The organism is Nonomuraea guangzhouensis (genome assembly GCF_019396345.1).
Classification (GTDB): Bacteria; Actinomycetota; Actinomycetes; order Streptosporangiales; family Streptosporangiaceae; genus Nonomuraea; species Nonomuraea guangzhouensis.
The window spans coordinates 1-17067 of record NZ_JAHKRM010000030.1; the positions used below are offsets into that span (position 1 = coordinate 1).

Here is a 17067-nt window from a genome sequence, read left to right on the forward strand (position 1 = left end):
CGTCATCAAGACCACCGCCCGCGATGCCTACGGCTTCCGCAACCCAGGAAACCAGCGACTACGCACCCGCTGCGCCACCACCCGAAAAGGCCGCGGACACCTCAACCCCGCTTAACTTCGAAGAGCCGTGTTGGCCTGCGTTGCGGTAGTGGGCGCGGCAGGCGCAGCGAATGCAGCAAATGCAGCGAGCGGGCGGCTGACGTTGATCGGCGACATCGGCGCTGTCACCTTCAACTACACCACCTGTCAACCTCCGGTACAATATCATTCGCAGCTGCGCGAAATCAATTCATTCCTCAATCAGCCGCCGCCCGACTGCCAGGCCATCCTGGTCAACCCTGCGGGTGCACGGAAGGTGCTGTGTGTCGGCCGTGGCAACGTGCCCTTCGAATTTCGTCAGGCGACGCAGATCATAATCCAGCCTGGCACTGCTCCGAATTGCGGATTCGAGCCGACAGGGCGCGATTGACGCAATTATCGTCATTCCGTACATCGAAAGAATCAACGATGTTCCGCTGGCGGCGACGATACTGGCCGCGCCCCTGATTCTGCTGGGCGGCGCCTCGGCAGCCACCATGTCCCAGTCGGCCAGCTGGACCTGCGATGGTCGGGTTTGCCTGAGATATGTCAAGGACGCCACCACCGCCACGTTCGGTAATAGCGGTTGCAGCGTCGACAGCTGTATCGAGGTGTTCGGCGCCGCCGGCGGATACTCCGCGGTCGGCCGTGCCGATGCGGACTTCTACGGTCACGTGGATCTGTGGGAACCCGGTATGCCCAAGCCTGGCACCGGAGATCACTTCAGGCCCACGACGAGCGGCAGCGGCAGGGGAGTGGGCGCAGCGTGCGCGCAGGGATGGGCATCCCTGGGCCGAGGCCGCTATGAGTCGAAAGGCCTCCCCTGCGTAAACGTTCGCTGAACATGACAGTGGTGGTCGCCAGGCCGGCACTTACGCTTGGCGGCCACCACTGCAAACGTGTCCACGGCATCTGACCTCGCCTTCCATCCTCAGCACTCGTGTTCGTACGCCTCCTGTACCTGCTGCTGGTTGTTCGGCTGGTTGACGCTCCTTACGCGGGGCGACGCCTCCAAGGAGGTGGAGATCTTGGTGCTGCGTCATGAGGTCGCCGTCCTGCGTCGTCAGGTCGCCCGGCCGCGACCGGACTGGGCCGATCGGGCGCTGCTGGCCGCACTGGCACGGTTTCTGCCCGCGCGGCGCCCCTGGGCTTCTGAACGAGCCGTTACCCGGCCCTTCGTTACCCGCTGCCACCACGAAGAGCGTGCCCGACCTGCGGGTCAGCTCGTTGACCGCCAGGTCCAGGGGCCCTTTGCCGTCGGTGTGCAGAATGGAGCCCAGGGACATGTTGACCACGTCAGCGCCCCGTTCGGCCGCCCACTCCATCCCAGCGACAATCCAGGAAAACTCGCCTGAACCGGTGTCGTTCAGCACCTTGCCGTTGAGCAGGGTCGCGTCGGGCGCCACGCCGACGTACTTGCCGCGCGCCGCCGAACCGTTGCCGGTGACGATGTCGGCCACGTGCGTGCCGTGACCGTACCGATCGTCGGTGCCCGAGTCGTCCTCCGCCTCGGCCACCGCACTTCGTTCGGCCGCGCCACCCGCCGCCGTGCCGGCCGACACGACGACCATGAACGCGGGTAACGCCATTCTCGCCTGTTTCATCTACACTCCCTTTCCGGTGTGGACAGATGACGACTTGCATCGGTCAGCCTCACGGCATACGCCTGCGGCCCGGCTCCACGCGCTTGCCGATCACGGCTGGAGGCACACCTGTGCCGAGCAAGAGGGACGTTCCGGCGGGTGCCGTCTTCGTAGGTAGCTTCAGGCTGCATACCGCTGCATCCGGTCGTGGCAGCCCTCCCTCACGCGCGGAGGGTCCAAGACTCGTGGGAGAGGGGATCAGTCCCCGTGGCGTTGTTCAGCCGAGGATGGGTGACCATTCCGAGTATGTTCTGGTCAGGCCGGTGTCATCGGGCAGGCTGTGGCCGACGCACCAGACCCGGTCGATGATCGCGATCGCCTTGTGCGTGAAACCCTCTGGTGAGGCGCCGTCCACGAGTTCCCATGTGTCACCGTTCAGTGTCGCGAACGCCTCCCCGCCGGGGCTGTGCCCGGCGATCCACACCTTGCCCTTGCGGCTGATCGCGACGTCGTTGAGGTAGCTGTCGGCGGACTGGTAGGAAGCGGGCACGGGGATGGTCCGCCACGCGGTGCCGTCGTAGCGCAGCACCGCCGGCCGTCGGGTGATGTCGCCATCGGCGCCGCGCCTGCGGCTCTCGCCGGTGGCCACCACCTCGCCGCGCGGGCCAACGGCGACATCGGCCAGTGCCAGCCCGACCTCGCCGTCGTTGGGCACCGGGACCCGGTTCCAGGATGTGCCGTTCCAGCGCAGCACGTACGGCTCCACCCCATGCCCGACGACCGCGCTGGGCGCATACCCGACCGCCCACGCCTCATCGGCCGACCGTACCGCCACGCTGGACAGCACCGCATCGCCGACCGGCGGCTCGGGAACCGGCACCACGCTCCAGGCCCGTCCGTCCCAATGCATCGCCAGTGGCCTGGTCTGGCCCGCACGACCGGTCTCGCCCACCGCCCACACATCGTCGGGGCCGGCAGCGGCCACCGCGTTCAGCCGGCTCGGCGGGCCCTCGCCCGCGCTCGGACCCGGCACGAGCTGCCAGGAGCCGTCGCGCCAGCGCATGATCAGCCCGCTCTCGTCGCCGCCCATCGTGGCGGCACGCCCCACCGCCCAGGCGTCGCCGGGCGCGATCGCCACCACCGCCGCCAGTTCCCCTTGGCTGCGTCCGGCAGGTATCGGAGTGGCGACGTGCTGCCACGAATGCCCTTCCCAGCGTAAGGCGAGCGGGCGGACGGGACCGCCGGGCTCGATCTCGTACTTGCCCACTGCCCAGAAATCCGATTCCGAACTACCGGACACATCCGACAGCTCGTTGCTGCCTTTGCCCGGATTAGGCGTGGGCAGCACCGCCCACCCCGGCGACGCGGCCGCCGCCGGACCGGCCGTGACCAGACCGACAGCGCCCAAGGCTACGGCCAGCGCCATCGCGATAAAGGAACGCCTGTTTTGACGCACGTTCGACCCTCACTTCATCTCGCGGATCCAACGGAAAGTGAAATGGCAGGTTGTTCGCGTAATGATTCTCGGCCCACCGACACAGTTTCGCCAGGGCGGCGATCGGACATTTCCCGGAATTTTGATTCTGAAGGGCGCGAGGTGCGGCCAACCGCGGTAAGCGAGTAACTACGCCTGACACGTACACAGGCTGTCGGGTGACCTCGCGGGGAGTGAACTACGATTCGTGCGCCGCTTGGGGCTAAACGGGACAGCCCTTGAGCTTTTCGGGAGTCCAATCGTGTGCGAGCTCCGGGCGGCCGGGGCCTACCCCGTGAAGGACGTGCTAATAGGCGAAGGGCTCGGATTCGCCAAGGAAGAGGCGCCGGCTCGCATCGCATTCCAGCAAACCGGCGATCCGCATCCGAACCGCAGCCTTTCGGCGGCCATGGGAGGGAGTTGCGCCCCGACGGGCGGCCGTCGGGGCACAACCACGTCGCTGCCCCAGGGTATCGACGATTCCGACTAGCGGATTGGCGGATTGACTAGCCGAAACACTCGCCTGCGCTTAACAGTGTTCCAACAGAAGCAGCGGCTATAGTCCATCCGCCAGCCGGAGCGGTCCCCGTGCCGATAATCGTCCCTCCTATCGCACCGCCGCATTTTATTGTTGGCCACCAGTACTCATTCCAAGTCTTGGGGCGGTTAATCATTTTGGATAGATAGACGGCAGCCTGGCCACCGGTGTGGGTCTTAATCCCGCCTGGGTTGTAGATGGTGTGGTTTACATAGTCTGCCTCGTACTCGAGAGCCCAGGGGCCCCCCTCGCCGAAAGGCTTGGAGTGGGCGCTTTTCCCGGTGGTGTACCCATCCACGGTGGTGACCGTTGTCTTCCTATTACCATTGTCGGAGTAGGCAGTGACGGTTTTTGTAGGCGCGCCGCCCACATGCCCCTTCGGGCCGCCCGCGCCGTTCCAGTCGTGTTGCTCCGCACGGCTCTTCGCGGCCATGAGTTTCGGCAGCATCTGGCAGTATTTACGGTCTGCCACGCAGTGGCCCCCGAAGTCCTTCATGTGCGCGATCGGCGTCGGTCGCGTGACCCTGCTGGCCGCCTTCCTCAGCTCATTTATCCACTTCTTCGGCGTCAGCTTTATCCAGTTCCTCTTCAGCTTCTTTACTGTTTTTGGCTTGTTCGGCTTCTTGGCCGGCTTCTTGATATTTTTCTTGGGCGGCTTCGGCTTTGATTTGTGGGAGACGGGGCCGTCGCCCTCCAGGTACCTCAGCCCGTCGGGGTCGCTCATGGTGGCGGGGTTGTTGTTGCTGTAGGCGTAGGCGTTCATCTGCTGCGGGTCGAGCGGGTCGATGATCGGGTCGACGGAGAGGAACTTGCCGATGGCCGGGTCGTATTCGCGGGCGCCGAGCCGGGTCAATCCGGTATCGGGGTTGAGGGTGCCGCCGACGAAGCCTTGGTCACCGGCGGGCCAGTCGGCGGGGGCGCCGCGTGGGTTGCCGAACAGGTCCAGCCGTCGCGAGGTGATGGCAAGGGTCTTGGCGTCGACGGCGGTCTGGGAGGTGCCGTGATGGTCGGCGATGGTCCAGGTGAAGCCGTCACCGGTGCGGGTTCCCATGCCCGCGTAGTAGCGGGTCCCGGTGGACGAGCCGGTGGCGGTGTTGAGCCGGATCTCGCCGTCGCCGACGAACAAGGTCACCGCACCCGGATCGCGGCGGATGAGCTGCTCACCGTCAGCGTCGTAGAGGTAGGAGGTGGTCTTGCCTGCTGCGGTGATCGAGGCGAGCAGGCCCTCGTCGTCCCAGGTCAGCGTCTGCGGGCCGGAAGGGCTGGGGCGGGTGGTGGTGTTGCCGACGGCGTCGTAGCCGTACGCCGTGGCGGCCGAGTTGGTGGTGGTGCCGGTGACCGCGTGCGGCCGGGCGACGCCGTCGCCGGGGTTGGGGTAGGAGTAGGTGGTCGTGACGTCGGCGGCACCGGACAGACCCTTGACGGTCTTGGCGCGGCGGTTGCCGATCACGTCGTAGGCGTATTGGTGCCAGTAAGGTGCCGGACCGCCGATGACCGACGACGTCGGGGTGGTGGCGCAGGTGTCGGTGCTCTGGGTCCAGGCTGCGGTGATGCGGCGCAGGTGGTCGACGGTGAAGCACTGGGTGTCCTTGGCCGCGCCGGCGGTGCGGTCGGTGATGCGTTTGACGTTGCCGGCCAGGTCGTAGTCGTAGGTCAAGTCGTTCACCATGACTCCACCGGCCTGTTCGCGCTCGGTGAGCGCCTCGGTGAGCCGTCGGGTGCCGGCTTCGTAGTTGGTCGTGCGCCAGAGCCGCTTGTCGTTCGCCTCGAACTGCACCTGGGCGGTCTCCCCCAGGGCGGTGTAGGTCGTTTGGGAGATGTAGTACTTGTCCTGTCCGTCCTTCAACGTGGTCGGCTGACCGAGATCGTCGTAGGCGTACTTGAGCGTCTCCTCCGCGAGGTCGCCCAGTTTGGGCAGGGTCTTGGTCGCCAGGCTGCCGTCGGGGGCGTACGTCATGCTGGTGGTGTAGGTCCCGGCGAGCTGGTTCTCCACCGCGGGGATGGTCACCGACGTGCCCTTCGGCCGACCGGCCTCGTCGTAGCCGGTCACCTCCCCTGTGTAGGCGTTGTCGCCGACATAGCGGGTGGAGGAGATCAGGGCGCCCTTCTCCGGCGTGTCGTAGACGTTCTTGGTCAGCAGCCGCCCTGTCTCCGAGGTCAGACGGGTCTCCTTCGCCCGGCCGAGCTCGTCGTAGACGGCCACCACGGTCTTGCCGCGTGCGTCGGTGGTGGTCAGCAGCTGGCCGGCGTCGTCGTAGGTCATGGTCGAGACGCCCTTGTCCGGGTCCTCGGCCTTGACCCTGCGGCCCAGCACGTCGTAGTGGTAACGCCACACGTTGCCCGCCGCATCGGTGACCTTGGCCAGCTCACCGGCCTTGGTGTAGCCATAGCGGGTCACATCGGACGGGCTGGTCAGGGTGCGACCTTGGTACTGCGCCAGCGCGGTCACCCGGTCGCGGGCGTCGACCCATGTGGTGGTCACGGTCCCGCCCTCGGGTGGGATGACGCTGACCCAGTCGGGGCCGTAGGAGGTGCTGGTGCGCCAGTGCTCGGCCAGCGTGCCTTCCGCGTCGGGCTTGAAGAGGATCTCCTCTTTCTTACGCTCCATGCCGTCGTAGGTGGTCACGGTCGAGGCCGGCACCTTGCCCGCGTCCGGCTGGTACAGCGTCGTGCCGGGGTCGTTGTCGGCGTGGTAGGCGGGCCGGTTCACGCTGACCAGGCCCCGCGTGTCGTACAGGGTGTCGGTGAGGATGCGGCCTCCGGACGGGCTGGGCGCCTGCGTCTGGCGGGGACGCAGGAAGCCGTCGTACAGCTCGTAGGTGGCGACGTGGTTGCCGTTGGCACGCAGCGTACTGGTACGGATCCAGTTCGGGCCGCCGCTGCCGCGCTGGCCGTACTGGTAACGGATGTGCGGGGAGTCGCCGTTCTCCGCGCTGCGGCCCGGCTTGTACACCTTGACCAGGCGGCCGAGGGCGTCGTACGTCAGCGAGGCGATGCGGTTGTTGGCGTCGGTCTCCTTGACGGGGCTGCCCCAGGCCGGATCGAAGGTGGTGGTGACCGCGTGGCCGAGTGGGTTGGTCACCTTCTTGTCGGTGGTCAGCCCGTTCGTCTCGGTGTAGGCGGTGGTCGTCTTCCGTTTGAGCTCGTCACTCGTCTGCTTCACCCGGCCGTAGTCGTCGTATTCCGCGGTGTCGCCGAGCAGGTAGGTGGGGGTGGTGCCGGTGTACGTCTTCGCGTTCTCTGTCGCGGTCACGTCTCCGCGGGTCGGCGCTTTGCCGAACTCCTGGCCGTCGTAGGACAGCCGGGTGTCGGTGATGGCGTCGTCGGGGTAGGACGGGGTCTGGCCGCAGGCCACGCCGACGGTCGTGGTCTTGCTCGGGAACTCCGTCAGCGTCTTGTCGGTGTTGTGCACGTACGTGGTGGTCGTGCACTGGTCATCGCCGGTCGAGGAGACGTCGCCGAGGTCGTTGATCTGGGTCTCGTTGCCGTACTGGTCGTAGGTCGTCTCCTCCCGGGTGACGAGGTAGGTGCCGTCGGCACGCCGCTCCCGGCTCTCGGTCCACTTCACCTCCACCTGATACGCCTTGAGGCTGCCCTGGGTGGCGGTCAGCCGGGTCCACGGCTCGTTCAGCTCGGTGCTGAGAGGGGTGGCGCCGTCGTAGCTGATCTCTTCGCGGAGGAGGCCCGCCAGCGGCTCGGCGTCGATGGTCATGGCGCCGGTGGAGTCGGTGACATCCACCGTCTTCGCGCCGCCGGCGCTGTTGAGCCGGTCGCCGTTCAAGCCGCGGAAGTACAGGTACTCGGTCTTGGACTCGGGCTTGTTCTCGTCGTTGGCCGGATCGCCCTCGCGGACCACGACCCTCTCGTATCCCCGCCACTCCGACCAGGTCCGCTTCTTCTCCTCGATCAGCGGGTCGTCGTTGTAGGCCCAGGCGCCGCCCTTGGGGTCGTACTCATAGTTGGTCACCATGTCCTTGGCGTCCGACGCCTGGTCGTCCTGGACCACCTTGGTGACCACGTACTTGTGGAACCAGTCGTTGACCGGCTCGGTCGCCGGCGGCATGGCCCACTTCACCGGGAAACATCGCTTGGTGTTGGTCTCCGGGGTCGGCGGGGCGCCCGGGGTGCAGTCCGGCGGCGCGTAGGTGACGTTGGTCACCCCGCCCGAATCGGAGGTGATCTTGGTGATGCGGAGCTTGTTCAGCGCTGGCAGGCCGTCCGCCGCGGTGTTGACCCGGTTGGGCAGCATCGTGCCGTCGAACGTCATCGCGTCCAGCTTGATCGCGGGGTCAGCGGCCAGGCCGGTGTGGGTGACGCCGTTCAGCCACAACGCCCTGTCCGCGGAGGTGGCGGCAGGCGGGTAGGCGTAGGCGAGTTCCCACTGGTCGACGCCGCGGTAGTTCCCGTTCCCCGTCGAGACCTGGGTGGTGATCTTCGCCAGCCGCTTGGTGGACCAGAACGTCGGTGAATTCTTGTCCCCGCACGTCGCGGCCGTGCACTCGCCGTCCCACGGAACGTCCGGCCAGGCGTCGGACGTGTGGATGTCGCACTTCTGGTCGGGCACGCAGCGGTCGGCCGGTTCGAACACCACCCGCGCCGGCGCCGGGCCGGAATACTCCTGACCGTCGCGGGTGCCGTACTCGATGCGCGCCAGCGTGCCGCCGCGCACGTAGGTGCCGGTGGTCTGCCCCATGTTCTGGGCGTACTTGTTGGTCTCCTGGGTGTAGAAGTAGCTCATCGAGTTGCCGTGCGCGTCCACGACGTGGTCGAGGTTCCACCGGTAGGCCTGCTGGCAGGCCGAGGCGGCGAAGGTGGGCTTGTAGCACGGCTCGTCGGGGGCGCTCCCGTTGTTGTCGTTGCCGAACACCGGGGCCGTCCAGGTCGACTGCGTGGTGGGCTTTCCCGACGTCCAGTCCGGCAATCGGTTCAGGCCGAAGAAGTACTGAGTGCCGTCCGCCGTGGTGACCTTCCAGTACTCGCCGTTGTCGTCGCCGTTGATGTCCTTGACGTCCTTGTCGCCGGGCTTGAGATCCGCGCTGCCGCGCACCACATGCTCCACCCGGGTTCCGTCATCGTCCTTGGCCCGCCACACCCCGTCCTGCGCCACCATCTGGCCCGAGTGCTCGCCGAAGGACAGGGTGGCGTTGTCGGTTTCCCAGCACATGTCGCCGGTCTTGGTCGTGCCGTTGTTTCCGCCCAGGTCCTCCATGCAGGGCTTGTAGGCGCGTTCGATGAACCCGGGCACCAGGTTCCAGCCCTCCCCCACCCAGGACGGCTGATTGTTCGTCGACACCGTGCGCCCGTCGACCGAGGCCGACGTGTAGGACAGCGTCAGGTCGGGGTCGAGTTCCCCGGGCACCGGCGGCGTGCGCAGCGGGTATGACCAGACGAATCCACCGTTCTGGGTGGAGACCTGCCACATGCTGGAGGGCGCCAGCGAGGTGGCCTTGTAGTCGCCGTTGGGCCCGTTGGGCGCCGCGGCCAGCGCGAGCGTGCTGCCGCTGTCGCCGACCGACACCTGCGCCGACACCGTGCCCGCCTTGAGATCGTTGCGTACGGCGGTGACCGGGGTCGCATCGCCGGAGGCGGGGGCAAGCCTGAGGCGCGATGCCCAGTCACCGCCGTACGCGTCTTTGAAGGCCGAGTAGTCCACGGTGATCGTCACCGGGCCGCGTTCGGCCTTGCCGTCGGCACGGCGTACCGACAGCAGCAGCCCCTGGATCCCGGCCCGCGTCGCCGCGGCCCGGTCGAGCACCTCGACCTTGACCCGCTCCGGCCCTGGCTGCCCGGACGCCGACACCCGTACGGGCAGCGACCCGGCCCGGGTGTCGGCCGCCGCCGCGGAACGGCCGGTTCCAGGTGACAGCGTGACCTCGGCCGCACCCGCCTCCGGCCAGTCCGTCTTCGCGGCCGTCCGGCGGGCGGGCGCCGCCTCCGGGTCCGGCTTGGCGGCCGGAGGCACGAAGTTCTTGCCGGGAACCGGCTCGACCTCCTCCGGTCTGGTCGGCCTGATCGGCCCCTCCAGGGCCATCACGTCCACGATCTGGGCCGGTGTCGCCCCGGCCGGCGTGCCGGCCATCAGCCCGATGAATAAGCAGCTCAGGGTCGTGATCGACCACAGCCGCCAGCGGTTACGGCGCATGAGTGTTCAGGTCCCTTCCGGGGTCACAGGCCGGTGATGACGAAGCCGAGGGAGCGGTCGAGCTCCTGGCCTTCACAGTTGCGATCGCGCGAGTCGAACAGATCGCCCCAGCTGGCCCGGCAGCGGAACAGCTCGGCGCTGATGGCGCCGGGCGCCCCGGGAACCGCTTGTGGCGGGCTGGTCCACAGGTAGCCGAGGTTGCGCACCACGGTCTCGCCCTCGCAGCCGGTATCGGTGGAGGTGAAGACGTCGGTGCCGTTGCGGCACATCAGGAGCGCGGTGGTGCCCGGCAGCTGGGTCATCGACAGGGTGCCCAGGATGAACTCGGCGCGGTAGTTCGCCTCGATCATGCCGGTGGCGCTGGCGTGGTCGTACGGGTGGCCGGTCGCCAGGTGTCTGATCAGGTTGTTGTAGGCCCGGGTGTAGCCGAGCGGGTAGTCCTCAGTGATCTGGCCCTCACACTTGGGATCCACCGAGACGAAGTGGCCCACGTTGGGGATCAGGCACCGGTAGACGCGCAGGGTGGGCACGCCCGCCGGCGGCGTGGTGTAGAGCTTGCCGATGCTGCCCAGGTTGGCGTGGCCATCACAGCCGAGACCCAGGAAGTAGTCCTTCTCCCCGTTGCGGCAGGAATACACCGTCTGTGTGTTCGGCGCGTCCGTCGGGGCCGGCATACCGAGGGAGAACTCGAAATGCGAGCCCGGCGGCACCAGCCCGGTCGTCACCACGTGATGACCGGCCAGGTTGTAGAACCGGCCCAGTTGTCCCCCATAGCGGTTGGTCCGCCGGGTGGTGGCCCCCTCGTTCTTGTCGTCCCGAATCTGCTGCTGGGTGCGCACCCCGGTCCACACGTGCACGTCGTCGATCGCCCCGGCGAACGGCGTCGCCGCGGCCCCGGCCTGCTTACCGCGGCCGATCTGGAACGCCCCGGTGGCGTTCACCGTGGTCGTGGCCTCCCTCTCCCCCTTCCGTACGGTGTTGACATACAGCCGGATCTGCCTGGCCGCCGCGTCGTAGACTCCGGCCAGATGCGTCCACTCCCCGGCCTCCAGGTCCGCGTCCGAGTCAACGCTGAGGGTGGTCAGCGGGCCGTCCGACTCCGACTGAGGCAGCGCGAACGACCACGTACGCGTGTCCCCTCGGTAACGCAGCTGGAAGCCACTGCCCTGCCCGGCGTCTTGGCTGAGGATCGTGCGCGTTTGGCCGTCGACCGCATCAGGCCTGACCCACGCGGTGACGGTGAATCCGGCGTCCGTGCGCACCACGGGAGCGGCGGTCGAGACAGCCGAGGTGGTGGTTCCGTTGAACCGTACCGCTCCAGTCCCCACCCTGCCGGTGGTCCAGGTGGCGCTGCCGCCCAGCGTGCCCAGACGGTAGTTGCCCGACATCTCCTGTGCCGTCGTGCCGGTGCCTTCGTCCAGCGGCAGGAACAGTTCCTCGACCGCCGGGGCACTGGCCAGGTCATGGACCTCACCAGCGACCAACAGCCGGTCATAGATCCGTACCTCATCCAGCGAACCCGGCCAGTACTCACCCGGCCCGGTCGCCGTCTGGGCCCGGCCCAGTTGCACCGGCCCGGTCGCCTTCCACGGCGTGGTGTGACCGGCACTCGTACCGGCCACCCCGTCGACGAAGATCTTGACCTGCTTGGCGACCGCGTCGTACATGCCCACCAGATGCGTCCAACGACCCGCGACGGCCGGCGCCGCCGATTCGGCGATGTGCCGCTCCGCGCCTGCGCTGTTGTCGGCCGGCATCGTGAAATTCCACTTCTTGGTGGCGGGGTTGTACTGCAGGACGAACCCGCTGATCTGGCCACCGTTCTGGCTGACCGCGGTGCGGAAGGCCGTGTCGAGACGATCCGGCTTCACCCAGGCCGAGACGGAGAACGACGTGTCCGTCTCCACGGTGGCCCCACCACCGGTTCCGGCGTACCCGGTCACGCCGTCCAGCCACAGAGCGTCCCCGTGCCGGCCGGCCCGCCAGCGCGCTGACGCCTCAAGGGGGGCGTCGTGGCCGTTCGGCGAGTCGTCGACCGCCTTGGTCTCGGTGTAGCCCTCCAGCTTCCAGTGGCCCTTCGGAGGCGTGCCGACCCCGACCCAGAAGCGGTAGCGATACTCCGCCCCCGCGTTCCCCGCCCGGTCGACGCTGCGGACATACAGATCCCTCGGGCCGTCCTGAGGCGGCGTGATCAGTACGTTCGCTGTGCCGGACGCCGCGGCCGCGTAGATGGTGCCTTCGAAACCCAGCAGGTAGTACTCGAACCCCGCCACGTCCGCCACGCCGTTGGCATCGAAGGTGAAGCCTCCGGTGAAACCGATCGCACCTCCCGCGGGACAGGTGTCATAGTCAGGCAGCGGACACTCCAGATAGGTCGGCGAACTGACCTTCGGCGCCTTGTCCGGCCCCTTCCTGTCGATCGTGAAATCACACCAGGGCCCCCACGGGCCGGTATCCACACCATCCGTGCCCCGCGCCCGATACGCCAGCTTGGTGCCATCGGCGGCGTGCGCGGACGGCACCTCAGCGGTGAACGCGGAACCCGAGGCCTTGGGCTCGGTGATCACCCCGCCAAGCCGCGCCCCACCACGGGCATACCACTCGAACTCCGCGCGCACCTGGCCGCCCTCGGTGCTATCGGGGTCGGAAACCTTCACCGACAGCCGCGGCCCCCGCAACCCGTGTCCAGGGTCATTGTCGACATACGGATTGACCTGCGGCTCGTTCGGCGCCAGGGCGCATGTCTGGTTCTCCACCATCTGCGCGCTCGGCTCGCCAGGGGGCGTGTTGTAGGTGACGGTCAGGGTCGGCTCGACCGGGGTCGTCTCCCCAGCGGTTCGCTGCCACCTGAACTTCTTCCAGCCGTACTTGTCCGTCTCCTTCCCGGCCTTCAGCATGATCGCCGTAGCGCCGTTATGCGATCCCAGGCCTTTCTTGACCGCCGCCATGGCGTCGAAGCCCACCCAGGCGCCCGCGCAGGAGGCGCTGTAGCCCCAGGCGATGTTCTGCGTTCCCAGCAGAACCTGGGTTCCCCCCACTTCGCGGTACGGCTGGTTGTCCCAATTGGTGCCCGCGCTGACCGGATCGGTTCCGTACGCCGCCACGTCCGTCTTCGTGCACGACGGGGAGTAGTGCTCGAAGACGTTGAACTCCGCCTCGCGGATACCCTTACCGATCAGGAACGCCGCATCGAACTGGAAGTACGACCGCGCGATGCCGATGTTGTTGCAAAAGTCCCAGCCGCAGAAGCCGACTTTCGCCACCTTCTCCCCGTCACCGCCCCAGTACTCCTGATCATGGAAACTCGGGCCGGACAGCACCATCGCCATCCCCGTCCGCCCTGCCTCGAAGTCGGGATCGATGTACACCGGGAACCGCGTCGCCGGATCGGCCAGCAGCTTGCGGTCCGGCCGCAGCACCAGCTCATCCTTGGCCAGCTCCAGACTGCCCACCGCCCGCCTGGCGTCCGTCGGCCGCGAGTCCCACGCCATTGGCGCCCCGGAGCCGAAGACGAGCTTGCCCTTCTCGTCGTAAACGCCGACATCGCCGTCACCGTCCGCACGCGCCTTCACCCCTTCGGTCCTCACACCGAAGGCCAGCTCGGTCAGCTTCGGGTTCGCCGCCGCCGCCCGGTCCTTGACCACCAGCACCTCGCTGAAGCCCTGGGCTGACGCCGTCATCCGCATATCCACCCCGGGCAGGACCTCGGAGTAGGTCGCGGTGTCCCCGTTCAGCACCGGCTTGGGCAGCGGCGCCGGCCAGCGCAGCTCGATCTGCTCGCCGTCCTGGCCGAACCGCACCAACGGCTGCCCCCCGCCTCCGGAGAAGACGACCGGAACCGTGGTCGCACCCGGCTCCACGCCACCGTCGGCTCGCTGCCGCAGCGTCGTGTCCACGGACACCCAGCCTGAGCCGCGCCGCACGCGTACCGGGGTGACCCGCAACTCAGCCGTGAACGACCCGTCCGGGTTGGCATAGACGTCGCGCACCTCGGATTGCTCCGACGTTACCGCGACCCGCTCCCCTGTCTTCTTCGCCTCGCCGACCGCCCAGGAGGGCGAGCCCGCCGGATCCGCTACGGTCCCCGAAGAGACGCTTGCCTGCGTCGGCACCGGTAACAGACCAGCCAGCAGAGTTGTCAGTCCCATGACGAGAGCGCCCAGACGCCAACGCACTGTGCCTCCAACGAGTGATCGAGCAGACAGCGTGCGCTGGCCCGCTTGCCAACATGGGTTGATCGGCCGTTTCGGGTGATATCGGCCAGGCTCAGTGTCGGCGGCCGACCCTCCCTTGGACCAGGGCCTTAGGAGGTAATTATGCGGACATTGAGAAAAAGTTATCCACATCGCCGGGCACCCTCTTCCCCCGCACCCTAACGCTATGGAAAGATTCGTTGCAGATTCCGCCGCCATCCCCGAAACGGGCTTCTATCCCCCCGGCATGACGACGAATTTTTCTTCATGCAGATGCAGCCGATCGGCGCTTCACCTAACCGATGGATTCTTCCGGGATCTCCGTCAGCCTGATGATCAACGACTGTGTCGGCATCCTACGAACAACGGCACCGCGCCGATGAAACCCTGTCGAGCGACGAGGTTCTCATCGCCGATCATCGGCATCTCGAGCGCCTGCTTCAGCGGCGTTGAGCAAGCCGGCCGCTGACCGGGAGTTCACAGGGCTGAGACGGGCGAGGTGGGTGAGAAAACTCTCGATGTCAACTCCTTCTTCGTCCATCCGGTCGATGCCGAGGGTGGTCAGGATGGTCAGGGCCTTGCTCCAGTGGTGGCGAGCTTGGTCATGCTGACCGAGTGCGGCATGGGCGAGGGCGAGGGCGTCGTGGACACGGGCCTCGTCACTCGGGTGGCCGAGATCCAAGGCGAGTTGGAGTGCCTGACGGTGGCTGTCGAGCGCCTGATCGTAGCGGCCGCTGTCGTGCTGTAGCCGGCCCATTCCGTGGACGCCTTCGAATTCCCAGTTGCGGCTGCTGATCTCGCGCGCGAGGTCGACGATCTGTCGGTAGCAGGTGCCGGCCTGATCGTAGCGGCCCTGGATGCGGTGCAGGTAGCCGAGCCCGGTAAGGCTACGGAGTTCAATGATTCGGTGCCCTGCGTCTCGCGCCAGGTACAGAGCCCGCCTGAGGTGGTCGACGGCCGACCTGAGCTCGCCTCGCCTGACATCGATGAAGCCAAGACCGATCAGCGCGCGCGACTCCGCGATGCGGTGGCCGATCGAGCGGGCGATGGTCAGCGCTCGCACGAGGTATTCGGTGCCCTGGTTGTAGTGTCCCATCAGCCGGTGGACGTTGCCGGCAGTCGCTAACGCGTCCAGTTCGCCGGAAAGGTGACCGATCGAGCGGGCGATGGCCAGCGCCAGCGCGACGTAGTCGGCGGCCTGCTCAAACTCGTCGCGCCCGAGATGGGCAAAGCCAAGGCCGTTCAGCGCTCGAAGTTCGCCGGCGCGGTGACCGATGGCGCGGGCGATGTCCAATGCGCTCGAGTTGCCTTTGAGCGCCGCATCGTATTGACCTTTCACGCGGTGGATTTCGCCGAGTGCGATGAGCGCTTCCACCTCGCCGATGCGATCTGCGGCGGCGCGGGCGGCGGACAGCGCCCGCGTGTGGAGGGTCTCGGCCTCGACGTGCCGGCCGCTGTTGAGCAGACAGCGGTCCAGCGTGGCCGACAGGTGCCGGATGTGTTCGGGAAATCCGTGCTCGACGGCAAGCTGGGCAGCAGCGAGCAGGTTGTACAACTCGGCCTCCAGCCACGCGGCGGCATCCGGCATCGTTGGCACCGGCGCCTCGCCTGACGAAAGGCGCGGCCGCATATCCGCCTCGTAGGGGTACAAACGGTCCATCGCCGCCGAGGCGGCTTGGCTGTAGTGGTCCAGCAACCGGACCAACGCGGCGCGCCGGTCGGATTCAGCGTCCTCATCGATGGCCTTCGCGGTGGCATGGATGCGGATCAGGTCGTGGAATCTGTACCGGCCCGCAGTCGGCTCCTGCAGGAGGTGCACCTCCTGCAACCGGTCGAGCAGCACCAAAGCCCGCTCTGCGGTGGTGGCCAAGAGGGCGACGGCCGCATCGGGTGTGATGTCCACCCCGGTGTGCAGCCCCAGCACCCGGTACGCCCGCCGCTCATCGGCGCTGAGCTCCCGGTATGACATGTCCAGCGCGGCGGTGACGCTGCGCTCCCCGGCCTGCAGTTCGCTCAGCAGTCGCTGGTGCTCTTCCAGCCGCTCCAGTAGATGCTCCACGCTCCACGCCGGATGGGCCTTCAATCGGGCCGCGGCCAGCCGGATCGCCAGCGGCAACAGCCCGCACCGCCGCACCACCTCGGCCAGCACCTCCCGCGGGACACCCGCGACCCGCCCCTCCCCAGCGGTGTCCGAGAACAGCGCGATCGCGTCCGCGAGCGGCAACACATCCACCGACACCGTACGGACGGCGTCCAGGCCGACCAATCGCCGCCGACTGGTGATGAGCACCAGACAGCCTCCTGCCCCCGGCAGCAGCGGCCGCACCTGCTCCTCATCAGCGGCGTTGTCCAGAACGATCAACATCCTGCGGTCGGCCAGCACGCTGCGATACAGCGCCGCCCGATCATCAAGATGCGGCGGGATCGACTCCCCGGTCACGCCCAGCACACCCAGCATCCGGGCGAGCGCGTCGGCCGGGTCCGCCGCGGCCATGCCCTGGCTGTAACCGTGCAGATCGACGAACAGATCCCCATCGGGAAAGTGAGAAGCCAGCTGGTGGGCGGCATGCACGGCCAGCGCGGTCTTGCCCACCCCCGCCATGCCATCAATGGCGGCGATCACCCCTGCGGCCGTGTCATCAACCTCGCCCACCTCGCCGAGAACGGCCAGTTCCCGCGCCCGGCCGACGAACGCGGGCACATCGGCGGGTAACTGCCGCGGTGTCGTGCGTCTGGGAGGAGAGCTCTTCGGGTCAGCGCTCGCGGCGCGGGCCAGGATCGACAGCTCCGTATCGTCCAGGTTCAACGCCCCGGCCAGCGCCCGCACTGACGTGCCGCGCGGGCGCCTCAACTGGCCGGCCTCCAACCGGCGGACGGTCCGAGTGTTCAGCCCCGCCCGCGCCGCCAGCTGGTCCTGGGTGAGCAGCGCTCGCTCACGCCACGATCGCAACAGCTTCCCCAAAGTCGGCTCCTCCACTGTGGGGTCGCCCTTGGCACCATCACCCGCTCTTGGCGTCATGAACGTATCTCCTGCGGTCATCTATCTGGATCGGGAAAGA

At 67.5% G+C, this 17067-nt stretch carries 6 protein-coding genes; 1 reads left to right on the forward strand and 5 read right to left on the reverse strand.

The annotated features are described in order from the left end of the window. The first annotated feature begins 130 nt into the window (after positions 1 to 130). Complete coding sequence (locus KME78_RS46500; protein WP_219536380.1) at positions 131 to 469, forward strand: hypothetical protein; 339 nt, start codon at positions 131 to 133, stop codon at positions 467 to 469. A gap of 481 nt (positions 470 to 950) precedes the next feature. Here KME78_RS46500 and KME78_RS46505 read toward each other — a convergent pair whose 3' ends face one another. From KME78_RS46505 to KME78_RS46525, 5 genes are all read right to left on the reverse strand, one after another. Beyond that, positions 951 to 1682 carry a S8 family serine peptidase gene (locus KME78_RS46505; protein WP_219536381.1) on the reverse strand — a complete coding sequence of 244 codons (732 nt, stop codon included), beginning with the start codon at positions 1680 to 1682 and terminating at the stop codon, positions 951 to 953. A 256-nt stretch (positions 1683 to 1938) separates the two neighbouring features. Continuing rightward, positions 1939 to 3087 (reverse strand): hypothetical protein, encoded by a 1149-nt coding sequence (locus tag KME78_RS46510; protein WP_219536382.1) that lies wholly within the window; start codon positions 3085 to 3087, stop codon positions 1939 to 1941. Between the two features lie 554 nt (positions 3088 to 3641). After that, on the reverse strand, positions 3642 to 9815 hold the full coding sequence (locus KME78_RS46515; protein WP_219536383.1) for an RHS repeat-associated core domain-containing protein: 6174 nt from the start codon (positions 9813 to 9815) through the stop codon (positions 3642 to 3644). A 23-nt stretch (positions 9816 to 9838) separates the two neighbouring features. Next, positions 9839 to 13927, reverse strand: a complete 4089-nt coding sequence (locus KME78_RS46520) for a LamG-like jellyroll fold domain-containing protein (protein WP_219536384.1) — start codon at positions 13925 to 13927, stop codon at positions 9839 to 9841. Positions 13928 to 14414: 487 nt separating this feature from the next. Beyond that, positions 14415 to 16970: an ATP-binding protein gene (locus tag KME78_RS46525; protein WP_219536385.1), complete on the reverse strand. Its 2556-nt coding sequence runs from the start codon at positions 16968 to 16970 to the stop codon at positions 14415 to 14417. Positions 16971 to 17067 lie beyond the last annotated feature (97 nt).

Bases quoted from the DNA above. Each gene is read 5' to 3' on its own strand.
- KME78_RS46505 (WP_219536381.1), bottom strand. From the start codon at position 1,682: ATGAAACAGGCGAGAATGGCGTTACCCGCGTTCATGGTCGTCGTGTCG.
- KME78_RS46510 (WP_219536382.1), bottom strand. From the start codon at position 3,087: ATGGCGCTGGCCGTAGCCTTGGGCGCTGTCGGTCTGGTCACGGCCGGT.
- KME78_RS46515 (WP_219536383.1), bottom strand. From the start codon at position 9,815: ATGCGCCGTAACCGCTGGCGGCTGTGGTCGATCACGACCCTGAGCTGC.